This is a genomic window from Prosthecobacter debontii, assembly GCF_900167535.1.
In the GTDB taxonomy this organism is placed as follows: domain Bacteria; phylum Verrucomicrobiota; class Verrucomicrobiia; order Verrucomicrobiales; family Verrucomicrobiaceae; genus Prosthecobacter; species Prosthecobacter debontii.
This window is the reverse complement of sequence record NZ_FUYE01000010.1, coordinates 138,811-160,558: the sequence shown is the minus strand read 5'-3', so window position 1 is coordinate 160,558 and position 21,748 is coordinate 138,811. Positions and strand designations below refer to the sequence as shown.

The 21,748-nt window shown below is 55.4% G+C and carries 15 protein-coding genes; 7 read left to right on the top strand and 8 right to left on the bottom strand.

Going from position 1 to position 21,748, the window contains the following annotated elements; translation table 11 throughout:
* Positions 1 to 18: 18 nt before the first annotated feature.
* Positions 19 to 750: an RNA polymerase sigma factor gene (locus B5D61_RS15755; protein ID WP_078814367.1), complete on the bottom strand. Its 732-nt coding sequence runs from the start codon at positions 748 to 750 to the stop codon at positions 19 to 21.
* 49 nt (positions 751 to 799) lie between these two features.
* Positions 800 to 3,727: a serine/threonine-protein kinase gene (locus tag B5D61_RS15750; RefSeq protein WP_217698992.1), complete on the bottom strand. Its 2,928-nt coding sequence runs from the start codon at positions 3,725 to 3,727 to the stop codon at positions 800 to 802.
* A 259-nt stretch (positions 3,728 to 3,986) separates the two neighbouring features.
* On the opposite strand from B5D61_RS15750, the gene B5D61_RS15745 reads away from it, so the two are divergent.
* The 5 genes from B5D61_RS15745 (at position 3,987) to B5D61_RS15730 (ending at position 9,084) form a co-directional block, all read left to right on the top strand.
* Positions 3,987 to 5,528, top strand: a complete 1,542-nt coding sequence (locus B5D61_RS15745; RefSeq protein WP_078814365.1) for a sulfatase — start codon at positions 3,987 to 3,989, stop codon at positions 5,526 to 5,528.
* Between the two features lie 154 nt (positions 5,529 to 5,682).
* Positions 5,683 to 6,573: an ATP phosphoribosyltransferase gene (gene hisG / locus B5D61_RS15740; RefSeq protein WP_078814364.1), complete on the top strand. Its 891-nt coding sequence runs from the start codon at positions 5,683 to 5,685 to the stop codon at positions 6,571 to 6,573.
* 32 nt (positions 6,574 to 6,605) lie between these two features.
* Positions 6,606 to 6,710: an AURKAIP1/COX24 domain-containing protein gene (locus tag B5D61_RS27085; RefSeq protein WP_133796641.1), complete on the top strand. Its 105-nt coding sequence runs from the start codon at positions 6,606 to 6,608 to the stop codon at positions 6,708 to 6,710.
* Between the two features lie 71 nt (positions 6,711 to 6,781).
* Positions 6,782 to 8,515: a tetratricopeptide repeat protein gene (locus tag B5D61_RS15735; RefSeq protein WP_176159468.1), complete on the top strand. Its 1,734-nt coding sequence runs from the start codon at positions 6,782 to 6,784 to the stop codon at positions 8,513 to 8,515.
* A 56-nt stretch (positions 8,516 to 8,571) separates the two neighbouring features.
* A complete protein-coding gene (locus B5D61_RS15730; RefSeq protein WP_078814403.1) occupies positions 8,572 to 9,084 on the top strand; it encodes an FmdB family zinc ribbon protein in 513 nt (170 codons plus the stop codon).
* Between the two features lie 16 nt (positions 9,085 to 9,100).
* Here B5D61_RS15730 and B5D61_RS15725 read toward each other — a convergent pair whose 3' ends face one another.
* The 6 genes from B5D61_RS15725 to B5D61_RS15700 all read right to left on the bottom strand — a co-directional run bounded on the left by B5D61_RS15725 (position 9,101) and on the right by B5D61_RS15700 (position 17,458).
* Positions 9,101 to 10,594: an NAD(P)H-hydrate dehydratase gene (locus B5D61_RS15725; protein WP_078814362.1), complete on the bottom strand. Its 1,494-nt coding sequence runs from the start codon at positions 10,592 to 10,594 to the stop codon at positions 9,101 to 9,103.
* A gap of 17 nt (positions 10,595 to 10,611) precedes the next feature.
* Entirely contained in the window at positions 10,612 to 11,226 is a 615-nt protein-coding gene (locus B5D61_RS15720; RefSeq protein ID WP_078814361.1) for an N-acetylmuramoyl-L-alanine amidase family protein, read from the bottom strand.
* A gap of 240 nt (positions 11,227 to 11,466) precedes the next feature.
* Positions 11,467 to 13,539, bottom strand: coding sequence for an HAD-IIB family hydrolase (locus B5D61_RS15715; protein ID WP_078814360.1), 2,073 nt, complete (start codon positions 13,537 to 13,539; stop codon positions 11,467 to 11,469).
* 39 nt (positions 13,540 to 13,578) lie between these two features.
* On the bottom strand, positions 13,579 to 14,952 hold the full coding sequence (locus B5D61_RS15710) for a glycosyltransferase (RefSeq protein WP_078814359.1): 1,374 nt from the start codon (positions 14,950 to 14,952) through the stop codon (positions 13,579 to 13,581).
* Positions 14,953 to 15,142: 190 nt separating this feature from the next.
* Positions 15,143 to 16,336 (bottom strand): MFS transporter, encoded by a 1,194-nt coding sequence (locus B5D61_RS15705; RefSeq protein ID WP_078814358.1) that lies wholly within the window; start codon positions 16,334 to 16,336, stop codon positions 15,143 to 15,145.
* Positions 16,337 to 16,588: 252 nt separating this feature from the next.
* A complete protein-coding gene (locus tag B5D61_RS15700; protein ID WP_078814357.1) occupies positions 16,589 to 17,458 on the bottom strand; it encodes an MYG1 family protein in 870 nt (289 codons plus the stop codon).
* 166 nt (positions 17,459 to 17,624) lie between these two features.
* On the opposite strand from B5D61_RS15700, the gene B5D61_RS15695 reads away from it, so the two are divergent.
* Together B5D61_RS15695 and B5D61_RS15690 are read left to right on the top strand one after the other, a co-directional pair.
* A complete protein-coding gene (locus B5D61_RS15695; RefSeq protein ID WP_078814356.1) occupies positions 17,625 to 19,343 on the top strand; it encodes a hypothetical protein in 1,719 nt (572 codons plus the stop codon).
* Between the two features lie 66 nt (positions 19,344 to 19,409).
* Positions 19,410 to 21,740, top strand: a complete 2,331-nt coding sequence (locus B5D61_RS15690; RefSeq protein WP_078814402.1) for a prolyl oligopeptidase family serine peptidase — start codon at positions 19,410 to 19,412, stop codon at positions 21,738 to 21,740.
* The last annotated feature ends 8 nt before the right edge of the window (positions 21,741 to 21,748 follow it).

Sequence of the window (21,748 nt, the reverse complement as noted above, 5' to 3'; positions counted from 1 at the left end):
GGGGGCACGCCCGAGATCTCACTGAAAAGACGCCATCATGTGGCTGATCTCAGCGTCCACATCTTCGCCTTGTTCCAGGGTAGAATGAACGATCTGACGAAGTAGCTCAGCATATCGCTGACGCATGCGATGGATGGAGACTCGAATGGCGGATTCGGTCATGCCTAGCCTGTGGGCGATCTCCGCCTGAGGTGGTTGTTCAGTGCTGGTGATGATGTAGGGCTTGAGCGCCTCGAAGAGTTGGGTCTGATTCTTTGAGGCATACAGAGCCTCCAGAGAGGTGACCACACTCTCCATGATGGTGATGGTCCATTGGCGCTCAAAGACCTTCTCGGGATTCAGTTCGTCGATGGGCTCAGGAATGAGGCAGCGAGATTCCGCGGCTTCGCGATTGAGAGAAAGGATGATTTTGCCACCTCCACGTTTCAGTGACTCATCACGACGGTATTCGGTGTTGAGGTGGTTTTTGATGGCGGTGAGCAGATAGGACCGCAGCTTCCCCGTTTGCATATCTGCCCGTGCCAAGTCATTTCGGGTCAGAATTTTGGCGAAAAAGCCTTGGGTCAGATCCTCTGCATCATGAGGTGCGTAACCACGCGAGCGAATGAAGGCATAGACTGGAGGCCAATAAAGCTCACAGATCTCAGACAGTGCATGCTCGCGAACTTGGGGGTCTTCATGGGCGACCCGGTAGATCAATGTCCATTGGGTCGTCGGAAATGGCTTAGCCTGACTTTTCCCTTCATCCATGTCAGGGCTGGTTTAGGCGCTGTGGCGCTATTTGCCAAGCCATAAAATGCTACTCGATCGAATCGATTTTTAATAAACCGACACTGACACGCTCATCGCCTTCATGGAAGAACATGAGTGAAAAGGTAGAAGCTGGACGCCGACGGATCGCATCGAAATAGGGCTGGAACTCAGAGCGATTCCAAGCGGTGCTCCAATACCCTTCAGCGCGTTGGTGAAGCGGACGATAGCCCCCGTAAGCACTTGCCACGATCCCGGGCGCACCCACTTGGGCCTCACGCGTGCTGAGGTTGAAGCTAATGCGGCGGCCATCTTGAGCAAGGGCATCGTAGAGCCCACTGTTGCTGGAGACCAGAGACGCATACTGCCCCTGCAAAGCGGCTGCATTCTCGGGAAGCTCACCCGATGCGGCTTTGCCCCAAGTCCAAAGGCGTCCATCCGCAGTGACTGTGGAAGCGGATAGGGACGTGATGGCAATGGATTTAACATTCACGAGAGCTCCTGTTGGGGGGCGTTCCCAGGCTTCTCGCCCCATCCATTCAGGCACAGCGCTGGGGTTGTCATAACGGTTTCCCCACACACGAGCCGTGCCATCTTTGAGCAAGGCTAAGGACTGCTGACCATCTGAGAGAAGGTTGGTCACGCCGATCTTCTGGATATCCGATGGCAGGATCGTGTTGAGATCTTCCGAGCTTTCAAGGCGGGCAAAGACCTCGACGTGATTATGAGTATCAATCAGGGTGAAGACGGTGTCGATCCCTGGACAGATGTTGACAATATTTTGACGTTCGCCTCGGCCGTCGCTAGAGACGGTTTGACCATTGGCTCGAAGAGCCACCCAGCCTTTGTCATGCAGAACAACTTGGGTGAAATCGGTGATGCCTTCGGCTTTACGGAGGTCAATCGGCCTGCCTGCGCGGAGGCTGCCGAGGGAGGTTAGTTTGCCGGGTTTGGCTGTGAAGGTTGGAGTAACAAGGGGATGTTGAGCTTCGGGCTCAATCCAAAGTGCGGAACTGAGAACCTTGCCATTGAATGCCCCCGAACTCACCGAAAAAGCGCCGTCAGGCTTCAGTGGTAAATCAGACAGGTTGAGGTTTGGTTCGGAGCGGTTGCTCCGCCAAGTGCCGTCCTTGTAGCACCAGAAGCGTTGTCGTTGTTGGACCACATTAGCCGCAGCGAATTTGAGCTTGTGATCGAAGAAGACCACTTTGTGAGCCGAGGGACTTCGTGGTAGATAGAGACTCCAGACCTGCCCCGCCTCATCCAGTAGCCACAAGGTATCATCATCAGATTCGATGTTGGTGACGTGCTTGATGTTAGGCTCGGGTGCCCATGTGGTCACGCCATCCCAGCCCCAGAGGGTGACTTCACCCTTGTGATTCAGAGTGGCCGCATGGGTGGCGGTGACGGCGATGTCGATGACGTCACGCAGGGCTTTTCCCGGAGGGGGAGGCCAGCGCGGGGTATCCCACTGGGTCGGATCTTTCCAGTCGCCGATGGTTTCTTCGTATCGCTTGCCATAAGGAATGGCGGTGCCCTCCGTGGTGAGCAGGATGCCATGATCTCGGCCAAAGGTGGCATCCACGATGGCTGTCTTCAACAGCGGCTCTGGAAGAGATATCGGTAAATGCGTGGGCACGATCAGGTGGTTACTCTCATTGATGAAGGCGTAGGTTTCCAAAAGCCCTCGTACAATGCGTCGGATGCCCGTGAGATCACTCTTTCCATTCGAAGAGAGGGTTTCGCCATTGGCTCGTAGCGCGACCCATTGATGCCAGCCACCTGCCACGTCGATGTAGTCGTCATAAGGCGCAAACTTAGACAGGTCATGCGGTTGGCCGCCATAGGTCACGCCTGCTGCTCGGAGTCGGCCTGGACGGAGCGTATTCGTTGAGGCTGTCGCTAAGCGGGTAGAGAAAAGCTTCTGGTCTGAATCTTGTCTCAATGGGCCCTGAAAATACAGCCAACTACCCGTTAGGATGATGGCACCCAGGCCAAGGCCATAGATCTTTTTGAACCCACTCGGGCTGGCTTTATTTGTGGGATTGTGGGGATCTTGGCGCTGTCGCCCTGAGATGCGGGTCACATCGCTTTTGATCTCACTGGCTTGCTGGTAGCGGCGGTCGGGATTGCGCTCCATGGCGCGGAGAACCACACCATCCAGCTTCTTATCCACGGCGCTTTTCTTGGAGGGCGGCTCGAAGACACCTGCGGGCCGCTCACCTGTTAGCATCTCGTAGAAAACTACGCCTAAGGCATAGATGTCAGCTCTGTGATCCACCAGATCTGGATTTTCCCACTGCTCCGGCGCCATGTAGTGGGGGGTCCCAAGTGCCATGCCGGTTTGAGTCAGACCCGTGTGAAGATAGGGCTCATGATGGTGAGCCATTTTGGCCAGCCCAAAGTCGGCAATTTTCACCGTGCCTCTTTGATCTATGAGAATATTGGCGGGTTTGATGTCCCGGTGAGTAATCCCTTGATCATGCGCATATTGAAGAGCTTCACAGATCTGCGGCACGATAGCCAATGCCTGCGGAGCCTTCATTTCACCTGCACGGATGAGTTGGGCGAGGTCCGTGCCATCCACATATTCCATGAGGAAGTAGAAAAGGGGATCTCCACCCGTGCGAGTCTCGTCCAACTCACCGAAGTCATAAATAATGACGATGTGCGGATGGGTGAGTCGTGCCAAGACCTGCGCTTCACGTTCAAAACGGAGGGCAAAGTCCACTTCATGACCGGGCTTGTAGGTCATGATCTTCAGCGCGACTAGGCGAGCCAGACGCGGTTGTCGTGCCTTGTAAACAGCTCCCATGCCCCCAGTCCCAAGGGATTCGATGATCTCCAGGTCGGGAAAATAGCGCCGAAGGGTTTCCAGGGTCGGAATACCGGTGTGTGTGGAATCCGGTGCGTCCGCGCTTTTAGGATTCCTCTTGTCCGAAGATGCGGCGCTGTTGAGCAGGCATTTTGGACACATTCCTGCGGGGAAACTTACCGGTATGGCGGTTTCGCAGATTGGGCAGGTTCGAGGATTCTGGGCGGACATCAGCGGATCGGGAAATCAAGAGTGGCTGAGGTGACGATCAAGACATGATTTCATCCCGTATTCATGCGGCTTTGCCAATCTTTTGTTACACCTCTAAACCAGGTTGCTGACGAGACTTTGTAACACCCGGCCTTGATCTGCGTTACCACCCATCCCTGACTCACCTTTGCTTTTCAGGATTGTTAGCACCATGAAACATCTCGCTCTCTTTTTGTCCTTGGCTGCGGCTGCATGCCTTCACGCGGCTCAACCCAATGTGATGGTTTTTTTAGTCGATGACATGGGCGTCATGGATACCTCCCTGCCATTCCTCACGGATGCTGAAGGAAAGCCCCAGCGCTACCCGCTGAATGGCTGGTATCGTACGCCGAATATGGAGCGATTGGCTGAACGTGGGATTCGGTTTAACCAATTTTGCGCCATGAGTGTGTGTTCGCCGACGCGCATTTCCATCATGACGGGGCAAAATGCCGCCCGACATCACACCACGAATTGGATCAACCCCGATAGAGACAATGCAGGCCCTCAAGGACCGCCTGAGTGGAATTGGAAAGGCTTGAAAACGGGTGACGTGACGCTTCCTGCCCTGATGAAGGCCAAGGGTTATAAGACCATCCACGTGGGGAAAGGCCATTTTGGTCCCAGGGATTCGGATGGTGCTGATCCGCTGAATATCGGATTTGATGTGAATGTGGCAGGGGGGCCGATCGGTGCGCCGGCCAGCTATTATGGCACGGAAGGCTTTGGCTGGCTGAAAGTGAATAAAGCTAAGGCTAAAGGTAACGGTGACAAGAAAGGTAATGCGGTGCCTGGATTAGAGAAATACCACGGTCAGGACATCTTTTTGAGCGAAGCCTTAACTCTGGAAGCCAAGGCTCAGGTGGCTGAAGCGGTGAAGGAGGAGAAGCCCTTTTTCCTTTATTTTGCCCATTATGCGGTGCATGCCCCCTTCAATTCCGATCCCCGGTTTGCTGAGCATTACAAAAACTCGGATAAGTCCGAGCAAGCCCAGGCCTTCGCTACCCTGGTCGAAGGAATGGATAAGTCCCTCGGCGACATGATGGACCACCTCGAAAAACTGGGCATCGCAGAGAATACCCTGATCCTCTTCCTTGGAGATAATGGATCGGATGCGCCTTTAGGCGACCAGCACGCTGTGGCCTGTGCCGCGCCGCTGCGGGGTAAAAAAGGCTCCCATTATGAGGGCGGCATGCGGGTCCCATTCATCGCAGCTTGGGCGAAACCGGATGCGAGCCAATCGTGCCAGAAGCAGTTGCCGATCAAGGGCAATGGAATCCAGGATCAACAGGCAGCGGTGATTGACATATTTCCCACCGTTTTGAAGCTCGCGGGGCAGGAAATCCCCGCTAGCTACACCGTCGACGGTCGTTCTTTGGATCAGCTTCTGACGGGTGCCCATGACGACTCAAGGCCGGAAGCGTTTTTGATGCACTACCCTCACTCCCCACACCGAACAGACTATTTTACGTCCTACCGGGAAGGCGAGTGGAAGGTGGTTTATCATTATTTCCCCACCGAAGTTTCAGAGGGTTCTCATTATCAGCTGTTCCATTTGAGCGAAGACCCCTTTGAACAAAAGAATCTGGCCGCGGCTGAACCACAGGTACTGAAGCGGATGATGCTGTCCTTGGATGAGGCTCTGATCAAACACCAGGCTTTGTTTCCTTTGGAAAAAGGTACGATGACTCCGCTCAAACCCGTCATTCCCTGACCCAGGGAGTGGCGAAAAAGGGCGTTTGTGGGGTATTTGAAGCGGTTTTTTGCGAAAAAAATGGCTGAGATGGGACGCGATCTTCCATCTCAGTTAAATAATCCTTTGCACCCCGCCAAACCCCGCTACCTTGCGCGCCCTTTTCCCCGACCAAATGGAATCTGAACCGCCAAAAAATATTCTGCGCCTCGGCCTGCCAAGTGGCAGTCTGCAGGAGCCGACGCTTGAGCTCTTCAAGCGGGCGGGGTTCAACATCGTTGTTTCCTCCCGCTCCTATCGTCCTGCCGTGGATGATCCTGAACTGGAACTGCGCCTGCTGCGCGCTCAAGAAATGGGCCGATATGTCGATCATGGATTCCTCGACTGCGGAATCACAGGCAAAGACTGGATCGAGGAAAACAAAGCCGTCGTTGAAGTCTTGGCTGAGTTTAACTACAGCCGCGCAACTAAGCAGCCCACTCGCTGGGTACTCGTCGTTCCAGAGAATTCCCCCATTCAGTCCGTCAAAGACTTGGAAGGTAAGCGGATCGCTACGGAGGCCGTTGGTCTTACGCAGGAGTATCTGAAGAAAAACGGAGTGAAGGCTGAGGTGGAATTCAGTTGGGGTGCCACCGAAGTGAAGGTGCCTGAACTGGTGGATGCCATCGTGGATATCACCGAAACCGGGAGTTCCCTGCGGGCCAATAAGCTGCGCATTGTGGATACGCTCACGGTCAGCTATCCGCAGTTTGTTTCCAGTAAGGCCGCTTACCAGGATGAATGGAAGCGGAAGAAAATGGAGACTCTGGTGATGCTGCTTCGCGGCGCACTTGAGGCTCGCGAAAAAGTCGGACTCAAAATGAACGTGCCCGCCTCTGTGCTGGCTGAAGTTTTGAAGGTGCTCCCTTCGGAGCGCTCACCTACCATTTCCCAGCTCGCCAACACGGACTGGGTTGCCGTTGAGACGGTGATTGCGGAAACCGTCGTGCGGGAGATCATCCCGCAACTCAAATCTCTCGGTGCCGAGGGCATCGTGGAATACCCGCTGAACAAAGTCATCCCTTAAGGGATACCACAAGAAAACAGGAGAACACAGACATGGGATCGCTGAAAAAGCGCAGAAAGACTAAAATCAATAAGCACAAGCGTAAGAAGCGCATGCGTGCGAACCGCCACAAGAAGCGTTTGCGCTATAAGTCCTAAGCGCTAACCTCGGTCACATGATGTGCCTCCGTTTCGCGAAGAGAACTGTTCGATTCGCTAACGGGGGTGCCATGTCTGGCGGTTTTTACCCGCTTCGAGTCTGCCTGCTCGGCCTAATGTTGCCCCTCTGTGGAGGTGCACGTCAGTCCATGGAGCAGGCGGATTTGTCTTTTCCACCCCTTTCAAGCCCGCAGGCGTTCCAGCTCCAGCCGGGAGGTGAGCGTGTGGCGGCGGCTCTGGCGCATTATTCCAGTGCGCTTCAGTTTGAAAATACCGGAAAGCTTCGGGAGGCCTTGGATCATTATCTGGCGGCCCTGGCTGTTGATCCAGCCAATCCTGATTTAGCCATGCATACGGCTGAGTTGGCGTATAGCTTCCGTGGACGCCAAGAGGCCTTGGTGATTCTACAAAAAGCCGTAGAAATCAGCCCGGGTATCCCGGAGCCCTATCTCAATCTGGCGCGTTTTTGTGCAACTTACGCCCCCGACGATCCTTTCGAGAATGATCGAGCTCGTCAGACCCTGGAAACAGCGCTGCAAAAGTTTCCCCAAAATGCTCAGGTTTACGGCTTTGCTGCCGTGACCTATCTCACGCAGGGCGACCGTGATGCCGCCATGGCCATTCTGGACAAGGCATTGGGTCAGACGGTCTCCAAGGCAGATTTTTGGCTCACTTTAGGGCGAGCGGCTCAGCAGGTTTGGCCTTTGGGGCAGACGGAGATGCGTGAAGAACACGCTAAGCGGGTCAATGCTTTCTATGCAAAGGCGCTGAGAAGTGCTCCAGGCGTAAAAAATGAAGCTGTTCAGATGGAGGTGGCTCAATACTACCTTCTGAGCAACCAACTGGAGGAAGCTAGAGCCCTGTGTGAAAAGATGGTGGCTCAAAACGGTAATCTCCAGGCCCGCAAGCTCCTCTATCGGTTGCACGATGCTTTCGGTGATAAAGACAAAGCATTGGCTGAACTCGAAGCCGTGGTGCAGACCGATCCGCATGATGTCGAGCAGTTACGCCTGTTGGCTAGCGCTTATGAGGCACGAGATCAGTTTGACAAGGCCTCGACCTATTATGAAGCCGCCATTCAGCTCGGGGGAGGAGAAGGGGATGATTACCTTTATCTCGGGGAGTTGATGCTGCGCGCCCAACTCTTTGAAAAAGTGGTGCAGTTGTCTCAGCGCAGCATCAAGCTTTTCCCTGACCAAGCCATGTTTCATGTGCAGGCGGCCTTAGCGCTACGTTCCCTTCAGCAATGGGACAAGGCGATACAATCCTTCGAGAAGGCTGATAGCCTCGCTTCCAACAGCCAGGGCGAGCTCATCAATCATCGCTTCTACTTTCAGTATGGCATGACTCTCGAGCGCGGAGGCCGTCACGAAGACGCGGGCAAGATCTTTGAGAAATCCATCACGTTGACGCCCAAAGATGATGTCGAAGCCGCGGCCAATACGATGAACTATCTCGGCTACATGTGGCTGGAGCTGGACCGTCATCTGGAAAAAGCAGGCGAGTTGATTCGGCATGCCAATGACCTCATGCCTGATAATCCTGCGTATGTGGATAGTCTTGGCTGGTGGCTTTACAAGACAGGTCAATATCCACGTGCTTTGACGGAGTTGCAGCGGGCAGTGGGATTGATCAAAGAACTCCAGCCTGAGGATGCTGAAATCATTGAACACATCGGCCAAGTGTATCTGAAAATGCATGAGCCGACCAAGGCACGTGAATACTTTGAAAAAGCCCGTGATCTTCAGCCTGCTGATGAAAAAGTACGCTCTCGAATTGAGGACGGCCTCAAAGCGACTGAGTGATCGTTGCCAGATGGGCAGGTCCGCTTTATCGGTTAACCGCGATCTTTCCTGAAGCCATGCCGATCTACGAGTTTTACTGCCCGGAAAACCACACGGTGTATCAGTTTTTGGCCCGCAGCTTAGCTTATCGCAGCAAGGTGCCCAAGTGTCCTGACAACCCGGCGTTTCAGATGGTGAAGCAAGTCTCTCGCTTCGCCATTGTCGGCAATGCCCAGGAGGCAACTGAGGGGGACCCCTTTGCAGGCCTAGATGATGCCAAGATGGATGCCCTGATGGCGGATATGGAGGTTGAAATGGGAGTGCTTGATGCCGAGAATCCCGATCCTAAGCAGCTTGGGCATTTCATGAGAAAAATGACGGATATCATGGGTGATAAAACACCTTCAGAACTCCGTGAAATGGTGAAGCGGCTCGAGGCGGGTGAAGACCCTGAAAAACTGGAGGCCACCTTCGGAGACATGGCTGGAGCCGAGGGGGATGTACTCTTTGCACAGGTGAAAAAGATCATGTCAGGCAATCGCCAGCCAGTCCGCAATCCCACGCTCTACGAAATGAGTGAATGGACATAATGAGTCTGTCTTCGACTTAAAAGACCTCTCCTGTCACAATACCCTGCCAAGCTTGACCCAAGCATTGAATGACATCGGTGGGCAGGGTGCTTTCCTGGGCCTGCGAAAGGGCATGAATCTCTGCCGCTCTACCACACAACCAAGCGCCCAGCGCTGCCGTGTGATAGGTGGTTAGGCCCTGTCCCAGCAGGGCGGCGCAAACACCCGTCAGCACATCCCCCATACCTCCCGTGGCCATGCCTGGATGACCTGTGGTGTTGAACCGTGTGTGTTCGCCGGCATGGGCGATGACGGTGCGAGAACCTTTCAGAAGCAGGGTTTGCTGAAGGTGGGCTTGAGCCCAAGTTTCGGCTTGGTCAGCGCGGCTGAGAACGCCGCCCTCAGGCATGAGCCGAGCCATTTCTCCTGGATGCGGGGTTAACAGGCACGGCGCTTGGACCTTGGAAAGAATCTCCGGATGAGAGGCCAACGCTGTCAGCGCATCCGCATCCAGCAGCATCGGCACCGTGCTCTGCTGAATCACGTCCAGATATTCGTCCTGATAGGTCAGGCCTAGCCCAGGGCCGATGGCTAGGGCATCAAAACGTAGGTCCAGTGCTTCCCGATAGTCTTTCACCGGTTTGACCATCACTTCCGCAGGCACACGTTGAGCGAGGATGTCATAAGCATCAGGTTTCACCAGCAATGTTACCAGCCCGGCTCCTGCTCTGAGTGCTGCGTGGCAGGCAAGTTGAGCCGCCCCGAAATAACCTCGAGAACCTGCCATGATGCCCACGCGCCCCGCTTGGCCTTTATGCATATCAAAGGCCCGACGTGGCAGCCAGGGCCTCAATTGTGAAGGCGTAATCAGGTCTGAGCTGTCTAAAGATTCGCCTTCAGCAAAAGCCACAAGCGAAGGTAGAGGGACCAGAGCGAGCCGCCCTACATGCCGAATGGCTGAGTCTGCCAAGAGACCCAGCTTGGGCACGGCGATCGTGGCCGTGATATCAGCCATAACACAGTCCGCTTCAGGAATCCCTGCATCGCCATCGAGCCCCGAAGGGATGTCTATCGCGACGGTTTGTGCACCTGATCGTGGGCGTAGCGAGTTCATCTCGGCGGCCAGTTCACGCAGTCTGGGGCGAAGAGGCCCTCGGGCTCCGATGCCTACCAGACCATCCAATAGCACGATGGGTGTCCTGCTCATTGCCGTGGGCGCAGATTCCAGGACCTCGGCACGCCCTAAGCTCCGCCAGTGCTTCTTCGGCAAAGGCTTCATCTCATCCAGGGGGACACTGGCCCGGATCTTTACGTCCCAGCCATCGCCCTGCAATTCACGCGCGGCCACCAGTGCGTCACCGGCATTGTTGCCAGAGCCTAGATAGAGGATCAAAGTGCCGGCCGCGGGAAAAAACTGGTGCACAACCCTGGCAATGCCCTGCCCGGCTTGCTCCATAAGGTCAGCAGCATCAAGGCCAGAGGCAAAAGCTCGGCTCTCCATCTCCTGCATCTGGCGGCAAGTCACCAGCATGGCGGTCGTTGAAAAAGTTATTTGGCCTTGCGGTAGGCGACAATCCCCTGGGCGATGCCCTCGGCAATTTTAGAGCGAAATTCTCCAGTCATCATGCGAGCTCGTTCCGTGGGATTGCTAACGAAGCCACATTCCACCAGCACTGCGGGATTGCGCTCAGTTTTTCGGATGACATGGAAACTGGCGTGTTTGACGCCCCGATTGCTCATGTGGGTGCGCTGCACCAGATAGGCCTGGATATAAGCGGCCAGCGTGTAGCCTTTGGAATGGTGGTAGAACGTTTCCACGCCACTTCCACTGCCTCCTCGGTTATAATTGTAATGAATGCTGACGAAGATCGCATTGCCGTAGCGATTCCCGGCTGCGGAGCGGTCTTGTAGCGGAATAAAGACGTCACGGCTCCGAGTCATGATGACCTTCAGACCAGCTTTTCTCAGAAGCTGCTCCACCCGGCGTGCTGTATCCAAGGCCAAATGCTTTTCATAGACATAACCGATGGCGGCTCCGCGGTCGAAATCACCATGACCCGGATCGAGAATCACCGTATCGAAGGCTTGAACCAGTGGTGCCAGAAGGAAAGCCGCACCCAGGATGAGCTTGAGAAGAAAGGACCGGGGGGAAAAAACATTCATGCAGAAATGGGAAAGCAAACTGAAAGGGATTCGCAGCAGACGCGAATGACACGCTAGAAAAGAACGGGCGGGCCATTTCTAACGTGATCAGTAAGCCCGTTTCCGAGGAACCGGTCAAGCAGTTTGGCTTGTCAGAAAAGAGGCAAATTCCGTGCCATGGACTAGCTTCTCATTGGAGCGCTTCCTACGGTGTAAAAAAAGACTCTGGAGTCTGCAATCCAAAGTGGGAGGGATTTGCCGTCAATTCTCATCCAGACCGGCCTCATGACAGGCCAGAATGAACTCGGCGGCAGACCACGCCTGATAGGCTTTCCCCATGGGGTTGCCAGTGCGTGCGTGGGCCCATTCATTGAACTCCCACTCGCCTTGCACGCCACGCTGGTTCAGGCGCGCCAGTTTCAGGAGTTCTTGCAGGGCCAGGGGGCGCATTCCAAGACGGACGATGAATTGCACCCACTTGGCCCCGATGAATGGCCAAATGCCCCCGTTGTGGTAGTGGTTGGGTAGATTCAGCAGATTGACGGCGTAGTAGGGCTTCCAGTCGGGATCGCCTGGCGCTACCACGGGATAGAGATTGGTCACTGGGAACGGTTCATTCACCCCGACCCCCCACATGAAACGGAAGGCATGGCGGGCACGTTCTACATCGAGGACGTTGAATAGGAAGGCCAGGATGTTGCCATAGACATCGCAGCGCCAGTTGAAGTCGAAGGGGGTAACTTGGGCCAACAGATAGGCGGTGTCTCCCAGGCTAAACTGCATGTCGGCAAAGGTGCGCGTGCTATTGGGGCTCAGGGCAGTAGTCGGCCAGAATCTCTGGAGGATGGCCATCTTGATGCTCTGTGACCAGCGCAGGTATTCCCCAGCGCGTTTGCTTTGCCCCAAGGACTCTAGCAGGCGGCCAAAGGCGATGTTGGCGCGATACCAGATGATCTGATCCACCAAGACGTTGTAAGACCGTCCAAACAGATCGGTCCAATCACCTGCTTCGGGGATCTCGAGAAGGGCATCGTAGTTTGAATCATGGGCGGTCAGCCAGTCCATGGCACGCTGCAGGATGGGCAAGTGCTCGCGGATGAAGGAGGTCTCACGGGTGACGCGATAGTATTCATAAGCCGCGATGATGACCCATAACCCGCCATCGATGGAGCAGATGCCGCCGACGCCTGAGTAGTCCGGCGCACCGTCGGCGATTCGCACGTTGGCGGGGATTTGACCGTGCGGGGAGGCTTGAGAAAGAAGCGTGCGCAGAGTCTGCCGCTGGCAGTTACGGATGTCAGGATCATCAAGGCTCAATGAGGCGATGATGGTGATGGCCCCATCGCGGGCCCAGACGCTGCGATAGTTGGCATCCGTGCCGCGAGTCTCGTTGTCATCCAGCGAACAGGCCGAGAAACCCATGGGCGTAATATTCTTCTTCAGCGCGGCGATGGCTTTCTGGTAGGCGGTCTGAAGATAGGCACGATCTTCCGGCGTCAGTGCCTCCGGAGATGCTTCATTGAGCAGTTGGCGGATCTCTGGCTCGAAGTGTCGATGCCGGGGTTCATGGGTCGCTTCGAGCGAGCAGACATTCGGAATGACGCCATAATGGAACAGGCCTTCCAGCACTCCATCGGCACAGATGCGTTGGGCACGGAAGCATTCCTGGCCGAGCGTTGCCTCCACCAACTCGGGTTGGGCATTTTCGACCACGATGCCTCGCACACCGGGAATCTGAAACATGGCACTGTCATTTCCCGAGTCACCGGCGACGAGGGCCTCATGGCCTGCCAGTGCTAGATGCCTCAGCAGCCATTCCAGAGCATTGCCCTTGTTGGCGTATTTGGGCAGGATATCCAAGTCACGACTGCTGGAGTAAACGACGACGACTTCCAGACCGGCATCCACCAGATTTTTCTCCAGGAGGGTGATCTGCTCTACGGGAGCCTGATGAAGATACCAGCTGGACTTGAAGGCATTTTGAAACTGGCCGGGTTGGCGCACGGCGTTGGTGATGCCGAGCACAACCTGCTCTGCCCGCTCGCGGTCCCAGTTCTCGCTCATGATTTCGGCAAACTCCCGCATCACGCTACGCTTCTGCATATCGTAAATGGTGGTGCCGACACCGCAGATGAGATATTGAGGGAGCGGGAGGTCAGAGCGCTGAATGGTGCGCAGAGCGTCCTGAAGCAGACGCCCGGTATTGTAAACCAAAACCGGTCGGGTGGCTTCGGGAATGGTCTCCCAAATCTGTTTGAAAAGCAGGGTGGAATCCGGCTTGCCGAGAAGAGTGCCATCGAGATCGGCACAAAAAAGCTTGATGGTCGAAGTCATAGCAAAGGGGGCCTAGTAAATCGAAGGGTAGGTGCGGCTTTAAATCTCCACGTTCTGTCGCCACATCGTGCTGCTCCAGTCTGCTGTTTCCGGGGCAGCAACATCCGTGTGCAGCCGGTCCTCCACCGCTCTCAGCAGCTGCTGGGCGATGCCGCTCCAGGCAAAGAGGGCACGGACTCGCATGCTGCCTTGATGTGACAGGCGTGAGCGCAATCGCTGATACTTCAATGCCTGTAGGAGGCTGATGCCAAACTCCTGAATGTCTTCCGTATCCGTGTAGAGAGCATGCACACCGAAATCGAGAGCACGATACAGTCCACCTCGGGTGGTAACGACTGTGGGGGTGCCGCAAGCCAGTGCCTCAATGGCGGTCATGCCGAAGGGCTCATAGCGGCTGGACAAAGCAAAAACATCCGCCGCACGGTAATAATCGGCCATTTGCTCGTCAGGAAGCGAGTCGGAGATAATGACCTTGGTTTCCAAGTGATGCTCACGCACCAGTTCATGCAGTTCCTCCAGCATACGTGAGTCACCCGGGTCTGATGACTGCATGCTCACCGCTAGACGTAATTTGGCTTCGGGGAGGCGCTCAGCGACGATGGCAAAGGCTTTGATTAGCAGGTCAAAACCCTTGTTGCGCGCCAGCCTACCAATGGATGCGATCACCGGACCATGATAGCCAAACTCAGTCCGCATACCTTGCCGCGAGGCCTCGCTGACAGGGAAGAAGCGATTGTCATCATAGCCGGGAGGGATCATGCGGATTTTACCCGTCGGCACTCCGTAATCGGCTGCGATGAAGTCGGATTGCGGCGGTGTCGTAGCGATCACCATGTCACATTCCTGAAAGAGCCTCTGCTCATGATGCACCCGTGCGCTAAAATTGAATTGGGCCTCCAATTTCTGTTTGTCTTCAGGAGCGGCATCTTCCATCTGACGCTTTTTCCAGGAGCCTAAAGAATGTGGTGTGTGCAGATGAGGAATGTTCAGGGCATTGGCCAGGGATTGACCTGCTAGGCCCGCATCCCAGTAATGGCTATTGATGAAATAGTAAGCAAGGCCCTGCTTCTTGATCAGGCGCAGGGCGTTCTCCACCCACTCTGGGATATTTCGGTAGAGCTGTTCCTTGGGGATGAAATCCTTTCCGCCACATGGCACGCGCAGGATGTTCACATTCTCATCCACCACCTCGGATTCCGGCTGCTTATCGAATCGCCGGGTCCAAATATCCACCTTGTAACCGAGCCTAGCCAATTGTTTGGACAGTTCGATCACGAAAACCACCTGGCCTCCGGTGTCTGGAGCGCCCAGAGGAGGGGAGGCTGCCACGTAACCGTGGGTGGAGATCATGGCGATCCGGCGGCGCTGCCGACGGCGTGGAGAGGGGGGGAGTTTTGCTGTGAGGGTGCTCATTCTAGAAAGCTGAGGTCACACCGCACGAAGCCTGATGGCGACCTTTTGAAGGTCCAGGCTCTCGCAAACGCGGCTCTCTTTTTGCTACGGACGGGATCTTGAATGGCCAACTGAAAATGCCTTTTCCGGGTATCAGTTTTCCGTATCTTTATTCATGTTGAACCCGAGCCTTTATTAGCATGCAAGCCAATTACTTACATCCTCTGGCTCCACGGTAAGTAACTGCAAAAGATAGGCACACAGCCGCTGTGAGAATGGTTTCGCCTAACCAAAATTGATTCCAGTTTGTCTGCCCGGAGACGGTGCAAAAGCTATGCCACCAACCACCTCCGAGGTAGCCGATGAGGTTGCCGACGCCGCTCATCAATAGATAGAGCAAGGCTTGTGATCGAGCCCGCAAGCGATGCTCGATGCGGTCCTCCAAATAGATCTGCGTCGTGATGAAATACAGCGTATAAGCGAAGCCATGAAGCGAAGTGCCCAGAAGCACCCAACTTTGAGTGTTCAAAGCGTTCAGGCCGTAACGAAAAGTGCAGATGGCAATGCCGGCTAGGAAGACCCACTTGAGACGAAATCGAGCCAGTACGCCTGCCAGCAGTAGCATCGTCAGGATTTCGGAGACTTGGGCCAGCGAGATAGCCGCCGAGATATTTTCGACGCCGAGATCCCGCAGATGCTTGGCTGTATAAGGATAGAATGCTGCCAGCGGGATGCTGTAGAGTGCTGCGGTGATGAAGACGACTCGGTGATCTCGGTGCTTGAGGATATCCAGCGCATCAAGTCCTAGAATCTGCTTGAAGCTGCGTTTCTCCTGGACATCGCCAGGCTGAATCACCGGGAGCATCCAGGACAGGCCCATGACAAGCAGCCAGAACATCGAGGCCGCATAACCGGCCGTCAAAGAAGCATCCGCATGCAGCACCAGACTCACAATCCAGCAGCCCGCCATCCACCCCAGGGTTGCACAGGCTCTCAAAGGGCCGAATTGTTTAGTGGGCGTATGAAGCTGAGAGAAAATAATGCTGTTGGCAATGCTCCATACGGGAGTCGCCACAAGGGCCTGAATCTGGGCGCAGAGCAGCACCATGCCATCACTCCAGCCCTTGGCGAGTGAGAGGCACGTCAAGCCGAGGGTTGCAGAAGTGGCCAATGCCAGCCAGCGAAGCAACAGAGTCGGGGAGGTCTTTTGATCTGCTAAAGCTCCGACAAAAAGCGGGGCGATGAAGGCAGCAATCGCCGTCGTCGCCAATACCCAAGGCACCAGATGTCCCTTCCCATAAGCCGTGTAGATATTGGCTAGCGGCACGTTCCACATGCCCATGGGTAAACAGGTGCAAAAGAAGAGCAGCGCAAGGGTTAAACGGCTGGCAGGGCGGGTGGTCACAAATCGAAAGCGAGTGATTCAGTAATCGCGATTTTGGTGACTTGGCAAGGCTAGCCTGAATAAACCATTTCTACTACCGAAGCGAATTCTACACTGATGGCAGTTTGATGAAGCGCTTGGTAATATGCATGTGACCTGGTTCCGACAGACCCAACTTTCAACGACTCTGGCACCACTACTTCGATCCCCTTTTGCTTGACCTACCCGCAGGGAAAAATTCCAAAGAGGCCGCTTCAAGGCACGCGGAATGACTTAGCCGTCGAAAAGGCTCAGGTGCAGAAGCTCTCGAAGACGACTTTGATCAACCGCGGAGGTTTTGGCGACGAAGCCGCGAGCGTGGGCGAAGTGGACGTCGGGCTGGGTGCTGATGCGGGTGAAGTCGTAGAGGGGGGAGTCGTTGTGGCGGGTGAGGCCGTAACCGGCCCCTCGGCGGTCGGGATAGACGAGGGCTGCGACGGTGTCGCTCTTGCCGATGCTTTCCAAATAACGACCGATGCCGGCAGAGGGATCGTCGGGCAGGGGATCGGTGCGGGGAAGGAAGAGGACTTTGAGATCGCTGCCCGGGAGCGACCAGAAAGTGGCGTTTTGGGCGATGAAGTCGAGCCGGCTGCGGAGATCGCGCAGGTAATCGAGGAGGTCTTGGCCGATGTAGGTGAGGATTTCCCAGAGGGGCTCGCCGGGCTGGAGGAGACGGGCTTGAGCGAAACGGCGGAGGAGAGTGATGTCGATGGGGGAGGAGAGGCGGCTGAGGGCATCGCGGCCGATACCGAGCCACTTGGCGGTGGTGTTGGGGCCGCGGGTATCGAACCACTCGGCGGGCTCCAGCCAATCGCAGAACTGGCGGGCGTCTTCATAGACGCCGAGATGCTGGAGCACGAGGCTGAGGGCGCAGATGGGCGGGTGATCGGCGGGGAACTGATGGTGATCGAAGTTATGCCGCTCCGGGGCATGCTCACCGCCTACATCGACGACAGCGATAGTGGGATCGGCCAGATCGGCTTCGGTCGGCTCGCGTCGCTCAATGGGCACTCGGTGGACGGCGGTCAGGAGACTACAGGCAAGAAGTTCGTCTTTGTGACTGCCACCGGGGTGCGTGAGGATGCGAGTGAGGGAAACGGACATGAAGAAAGGGGAAGCAAAGCGGAAATGAGGGCATGGGAAAGCTGAAAATTTTAAGTTCGTTGAGGTATTGGCTCGGAATGCGGTCACTTTATCTGTAGTCACAGGGTGAACAAATCGTCACACGGATGGTCTTGCGGGAACCGGTAATCTGGATGGAGCAGAGGCTGTGACCGACCTGCTCCTCATTGATACCATTGGACCCTTTTTCCGCGGCTATGATCGCCGTGTGATCAACTGGTCGAAAATCCCTTGGGATTATGCGGGGAGGCAAGGAGGCGCATGGTGGGAGACGGTGTGCCGGGAACTGAATGTGATTGCACGGCAGGCAGTGAGTTGGGGATTCAATGCGGCGTCTATCGATGATGTGGCGCATTTGGCCGACCATGCCTGGATCGAGCCCGAGGTGAGGCGGCGTATCGCTCGTTATCGCTCGGAAATGCGGAATTGCTTTCAAGTGTTGGCCCGGGCCGGACTGGCGGTGCATGTGACGATGGATGTCTTCTCCGCGACGCCGGGACTGCTGAAGAGGTTAGCTCTGGAGCAGATGAAAGTGAATGACTATCTGGTCGGGCTGCTGGATCAGTTCCTGATGGATTTTCCTGATGTGGCGGGTGTGATCGTGCGTATCGGCGAGTCTGATGGAAAGGACGTGCATGATGATTTCCGCAGTCAGCTCGTGATCAAAACTCCAGCCGATGCTCGGGAGATGTTGCAAAGTTTGTTACCCGTTTTTGAAAAGCATGGGAAGCGTTTGATCTTCCGCACCTGGACGGTGGGGGCGTATCCGATTGGAGATCTGATGTGGCATCGGGATACCTTCGCGGAAACCTTCAAGGGAATCACCAGCCCGAACCTAGTGGTCTCCATGAAGTATGGGGAGACGGACTTCTTCCGCTATTTACCTCTGAACCGAAACTTCTTCCGAACGCCGCTGGCCAAGATTGTCGAACTGCAAACTCGCCGTGAGTATGAAGGCTGTGGAGAGTATCCCAGCTTCGTCGGTTGGTTGTATGAGCGTTATGCTCGGGAGCTGAAACAGGCTCAGAATGTGATTGGCTGTATGGTGTGGTGTCAAACCGGAGGCTGGGTGCCATTTCGCCGTTTGGCGTTCATTGATCCTGAGGCCCTGTGGAACGATCTCAATACCTACGTCACGATCCGCGTGGTGAAGGAAGGGGTTTTGGTCGAGGATGCGGTGAGATCTTTTGCCAAGGAGCGTCGCCTCGGTGATGCGGATGCGCTGCTGGAACTGCTGCGGCTCTCCGACGAATGTGTACGTGAGCTCTTGTATGTGGAGGAGTTTGCTCAGCAGAAGTTGTTCTTCCGACGAGTACGTATCCCGCCGGTGCTGACGGTTTATTGGGGAAACATTTTTGTCAGTCACAGCATTCGCAAACTGTTGCGTTACTTTGTGCGGGATGCGGATGGTGCCCTGCGCAGTGCTCAGCGCTGCATGGATAATCTGGCCCGAATGAAAGGTCTGGCTGAGCGAGCTGGTGTGCCTGTGGCGGATATCGACTACATGCACGATACCTTCCAGCTGCTGGCGTTGGCGCGGGAATACTACTTTGCCGATGACGCCGTGGAGATCGAGGAGCGCATTGCCGCGGCGAAACAAGCCTACAAAGCCAAATACAATAAGCGAGGACTGCGAGCACGTTATCGGGTCAAGACGGACTTTAAACCACTGCTGCTGAATCCGCGGCATCTGGGTTGGGCGGTGCAGTTTCTCATGCGTCGGCAGCGCGGCTATCGCATGGTGGATCGGCTGATCATTCTGAGTGCGTTGTCTTTGATCTATCGTGTGATTGCTGCTCGACGTCCACATTGGATCCCCGGATTCGCCTCTAAGAGCGCCATGGGCGTGGATGTGGTGTTTCGATGAATGGCGAGCGGGATTGAAAAAGCACCAATAAAAGGGCAGGTGATGCGTTGAAGAGTGAATCTCTTCATGAAAGCTTGGCTATGTACACTGACCCTCTTTTGCGCCTCACTTCACGCGGTGACCGTCGACGAGGCGCTGGTCGTTGATAAAGCTTGGAATAACAAAATATATCGGGATGAAATCAGGCCGGTATGGCTATCTGAGCAGCAGTTTTGGTATCGTGTAAGAACCGGCCCTCAGGCGACTGAGGTCGTCCTCATTGATGCGACCACGGGAAAGCGGAAGGTCGGAGCGGACTTGGCTTCGCTGGGCATTCCCACGGTGCTGACCGTCAAGACCAGTCTGAGTGATGAGGCACCCCAATCTTCGCGCAATGGACCGGCCACCCGAATCACCTTCCGCAATCAATGGAAGGATCCCGTCCAGCTCTTCTGGATCGACACCACAGGCCGCGCCAAGGACTACGGGCTGATTAAACCGGGAGACGCCCTCAGTCAGAACACCTCGGTCGGACATGTTTGGAGACTCGATGACCCCAAGCAGAACTTGGTGGCGGTGGTGGTGTCAAAAACTCAGGAACTGGATGTACTGATCGATGGCTACTCGCGCGTGGCGGAGGAAATCAATGCGAGAGGGAAATCCGGGGTCGGCCGAGCGCCATCTCCAGATGGTCGTTGGCTGGCTGAGGTGAAGTCAGATCAATTGCAGGTGACTGAGATCGCCACGGGTAAGACTGACACCGTGGCGACTCCTGCAGACATCACTAAGCCCGTCATTGAAGGCATTCATTGGGCACCCGATTCCGCCAAGTTCGCGGTGTGTGTCGCGGAACGCGTGTCAAAACGGCAGATCACCTTGGTCAGCCCTCACTCGGGGAATACGGAGAAGCCGAAGACGAAAGTCATCGATTACGTCAAGCCGGGAGATGAGCTCCCCAAGCCGCAACCCTGGATTGTGCATGTCGGCAACGGAACGCCTCAGGTGGTTCAAGTGGATCGGACTCTGTTTCCGAATCCCTTCATTCAGAAACATCACTTTGATTTCCGCTGGACGCCGGATAGTCAGGAAGTCAGTTTTGATTACAACCAACGCGGCCACCAACTCTACCAGATCTTGAGTATTCAGGCCCGAACTGGCGCGGTGAGAGTGGTGGTCCAGGAGAAGAGCCCGACCTTCATCGATTACACCCAGAAGACATGGCGTCACTGGCTCGCTACGGGAGAGCTTATCTGGATGAGTGAACGCACGGGATGGTGTCACCTGGATCTTTATGATGCTCGCATGGGGCGTCCGAAGAATCCCATCACTCAAGGGGCCTGGGTGGTGCGTGAGGTGCTGCATGTGGATGAAACGAAGCGCCAGATCTGGTTCATGATGGCAGGCGGCCGTGCCAATGAAGCCCCTTATCATCAACACCTGTGTCGTGTGAATCTGGACGGCAAAGGATTGACCCTCCTGACATCGGCCGATGGTAACCATCGCATTCAGTTTTCCCCGGATCACAGCTATTTCCTCGATACCTGGTCCCGGGTCAATTCACCGCCGGTCACAGAATTACGCCGCAGCACGGATGGGGCTCTGATTTGCGTTTTGGAAAAAGCTGATATCTCCGCATTGCTCAGCACCGGCTGGCAGATGCCGGACCGCTTTTCCGCACCTGGACGTGATGGCCAGACGATCATTCATGGCGTCATCTTTAAGCCCTCACACTTTGACCCCGCCAAAAGCTATCCGGTGGTCGAGCAGGTCTATGCGGGTCCTCATGGTTCTTTTGCTCCTCATGAGTTCGGTGTCTTTGGTCGTCAAAAGCAGATGGCCGAGATGGGATTCATCGTCGTGCAGTCAGACGGCATGGGGACCAATCATCGCGGTAAAAAATTCCACGATGTTGCCTGGAAGAATCTCAAGGACGCAGGCTTTCCAGATCGCATCGCTTGGATCCAAGCGGCGGCAAAGGAGCGCCCGTGGATGGATCTGAATCGCATCGGCATCTACGGAGGCAGTGCGGGGGGGCAGAGCGCGATGCGGGCCTTGTTAGACCACTCGGCTTTTTACAAGGTGGCTGTGGCAGACTGTGGCTGTCATGACAATCGCATGGACAAGATCTGGTGGAACGAGCAGTGGATGGGCTGGCCGGTGGATGAGAGTTATGAACGCAGTTCCAATAAGGTCGATGCGGCTAAGCTCGTTGGACCTCTACTCTTGATTGTGGGTGAGATGGACTCCAATGTGGACCCCGCCAGCACCTATGAAGTCGTGAAGGCACTGCAAGAGGCTCAAAAGCCTTTCGACTACTTGCCTCTCGTCGACACAGGCCACAGCGCAGCGGAGACCCTTCAGGGATCGCGTGCGAGAATGGAGTTCCTGGTCAAACACTTGAACCCGAGCGGTAACTAAAACAGATC

Coding starts and splice junctions, on each gene's coding strand:
- B5D61_RS15750 (WP_217698992.1), bottom strand. CDS start 3,727: ATGTGTCCAAAATGCCTGCTCAACAGCGCCGCATCTTCGGACAAGAGG.
- B5D61_RS15725 (WP_078814362.1), bottom strand. CDS start 10,594: ATGCTGGTGACTTGCCGCCAGATGCAGGAGATGGAGAGCCGAGCTTTT.
- B5D61_RS15755 (WP_078814367.1), bottom strand. CDS start 750: ATGGATGAAGGGAAAAGTCAGGCTAAGCCATTTCCGACGACCCAATGG.
- B5D61_RS15715 (WP_078814360.1), bottom strand. CDS start 13,539: ATGACTTCGACCATCAAGCTTTTTTGTGCCGATCTCGATGGCACTCTT.
- B5D61_RS15700 (WP_078814357.1), bottom strand. CDS start 17,458: ATGTCCGTTTCCCTCACTCGCATCCTCACGCACCCCGGTGGCAGTCAC.
- hisG (WP_078814364.1), top strand. CDS start 5,683: ATGGAATCTGAACCGCCAAAAAATATTCTGCGCCTCGGCCTGCCAAGT.
- B5D61_RS15735 (WP_176159468.1), top strand. CDS start 6,782: ATGTCTGGCGGTTTTTACCCGCTTCGAGTCTGCCTGCTCGGCCTAATG.
- B5D61_RS27085 (WP_133796641.1), top strand. CDS start 6,606: ATGGGATCGCTGAAAAAGCGCAGAAAGACTAAAATCAATAAGCACAAG.
- B5D61_RS15690 (WP_078814402.1), top strand. CDS start 19,410: ATGAAAGCTTGGCTATGTACACTGACCCTCTTTTGCGCCTCACTTCAC.
- B5D61_RS15720 (WP_078814361.1), bottom strand. CDS start 11,226: ATGAATGTTTTTTCCCCCCGGTCCTTTCTTCTCAAGCTCATCCTGGGT.
- B5D61_RS15745 (WP_078814365.1), top strand. CDS start 3,987: ATGAAACATCTCGCTCTCTTTTTGTCCTTGGCTGCGGCTGCATGCCTT.
- B5D61_RS15710 (WP_078814359.1), bottom strand. CDS start 14,952: ATGAGCACCCTCACAGCAAAACTCCCCCCCTCTCCACGCCGTCGGCAG.
- B5D61_RS15730 (WP_078814403.1), top strand. CDS start 8,572: ATGCCGATCTACGAGTTTTACTGCCCGGAAAACCACACGGTGTATCAG.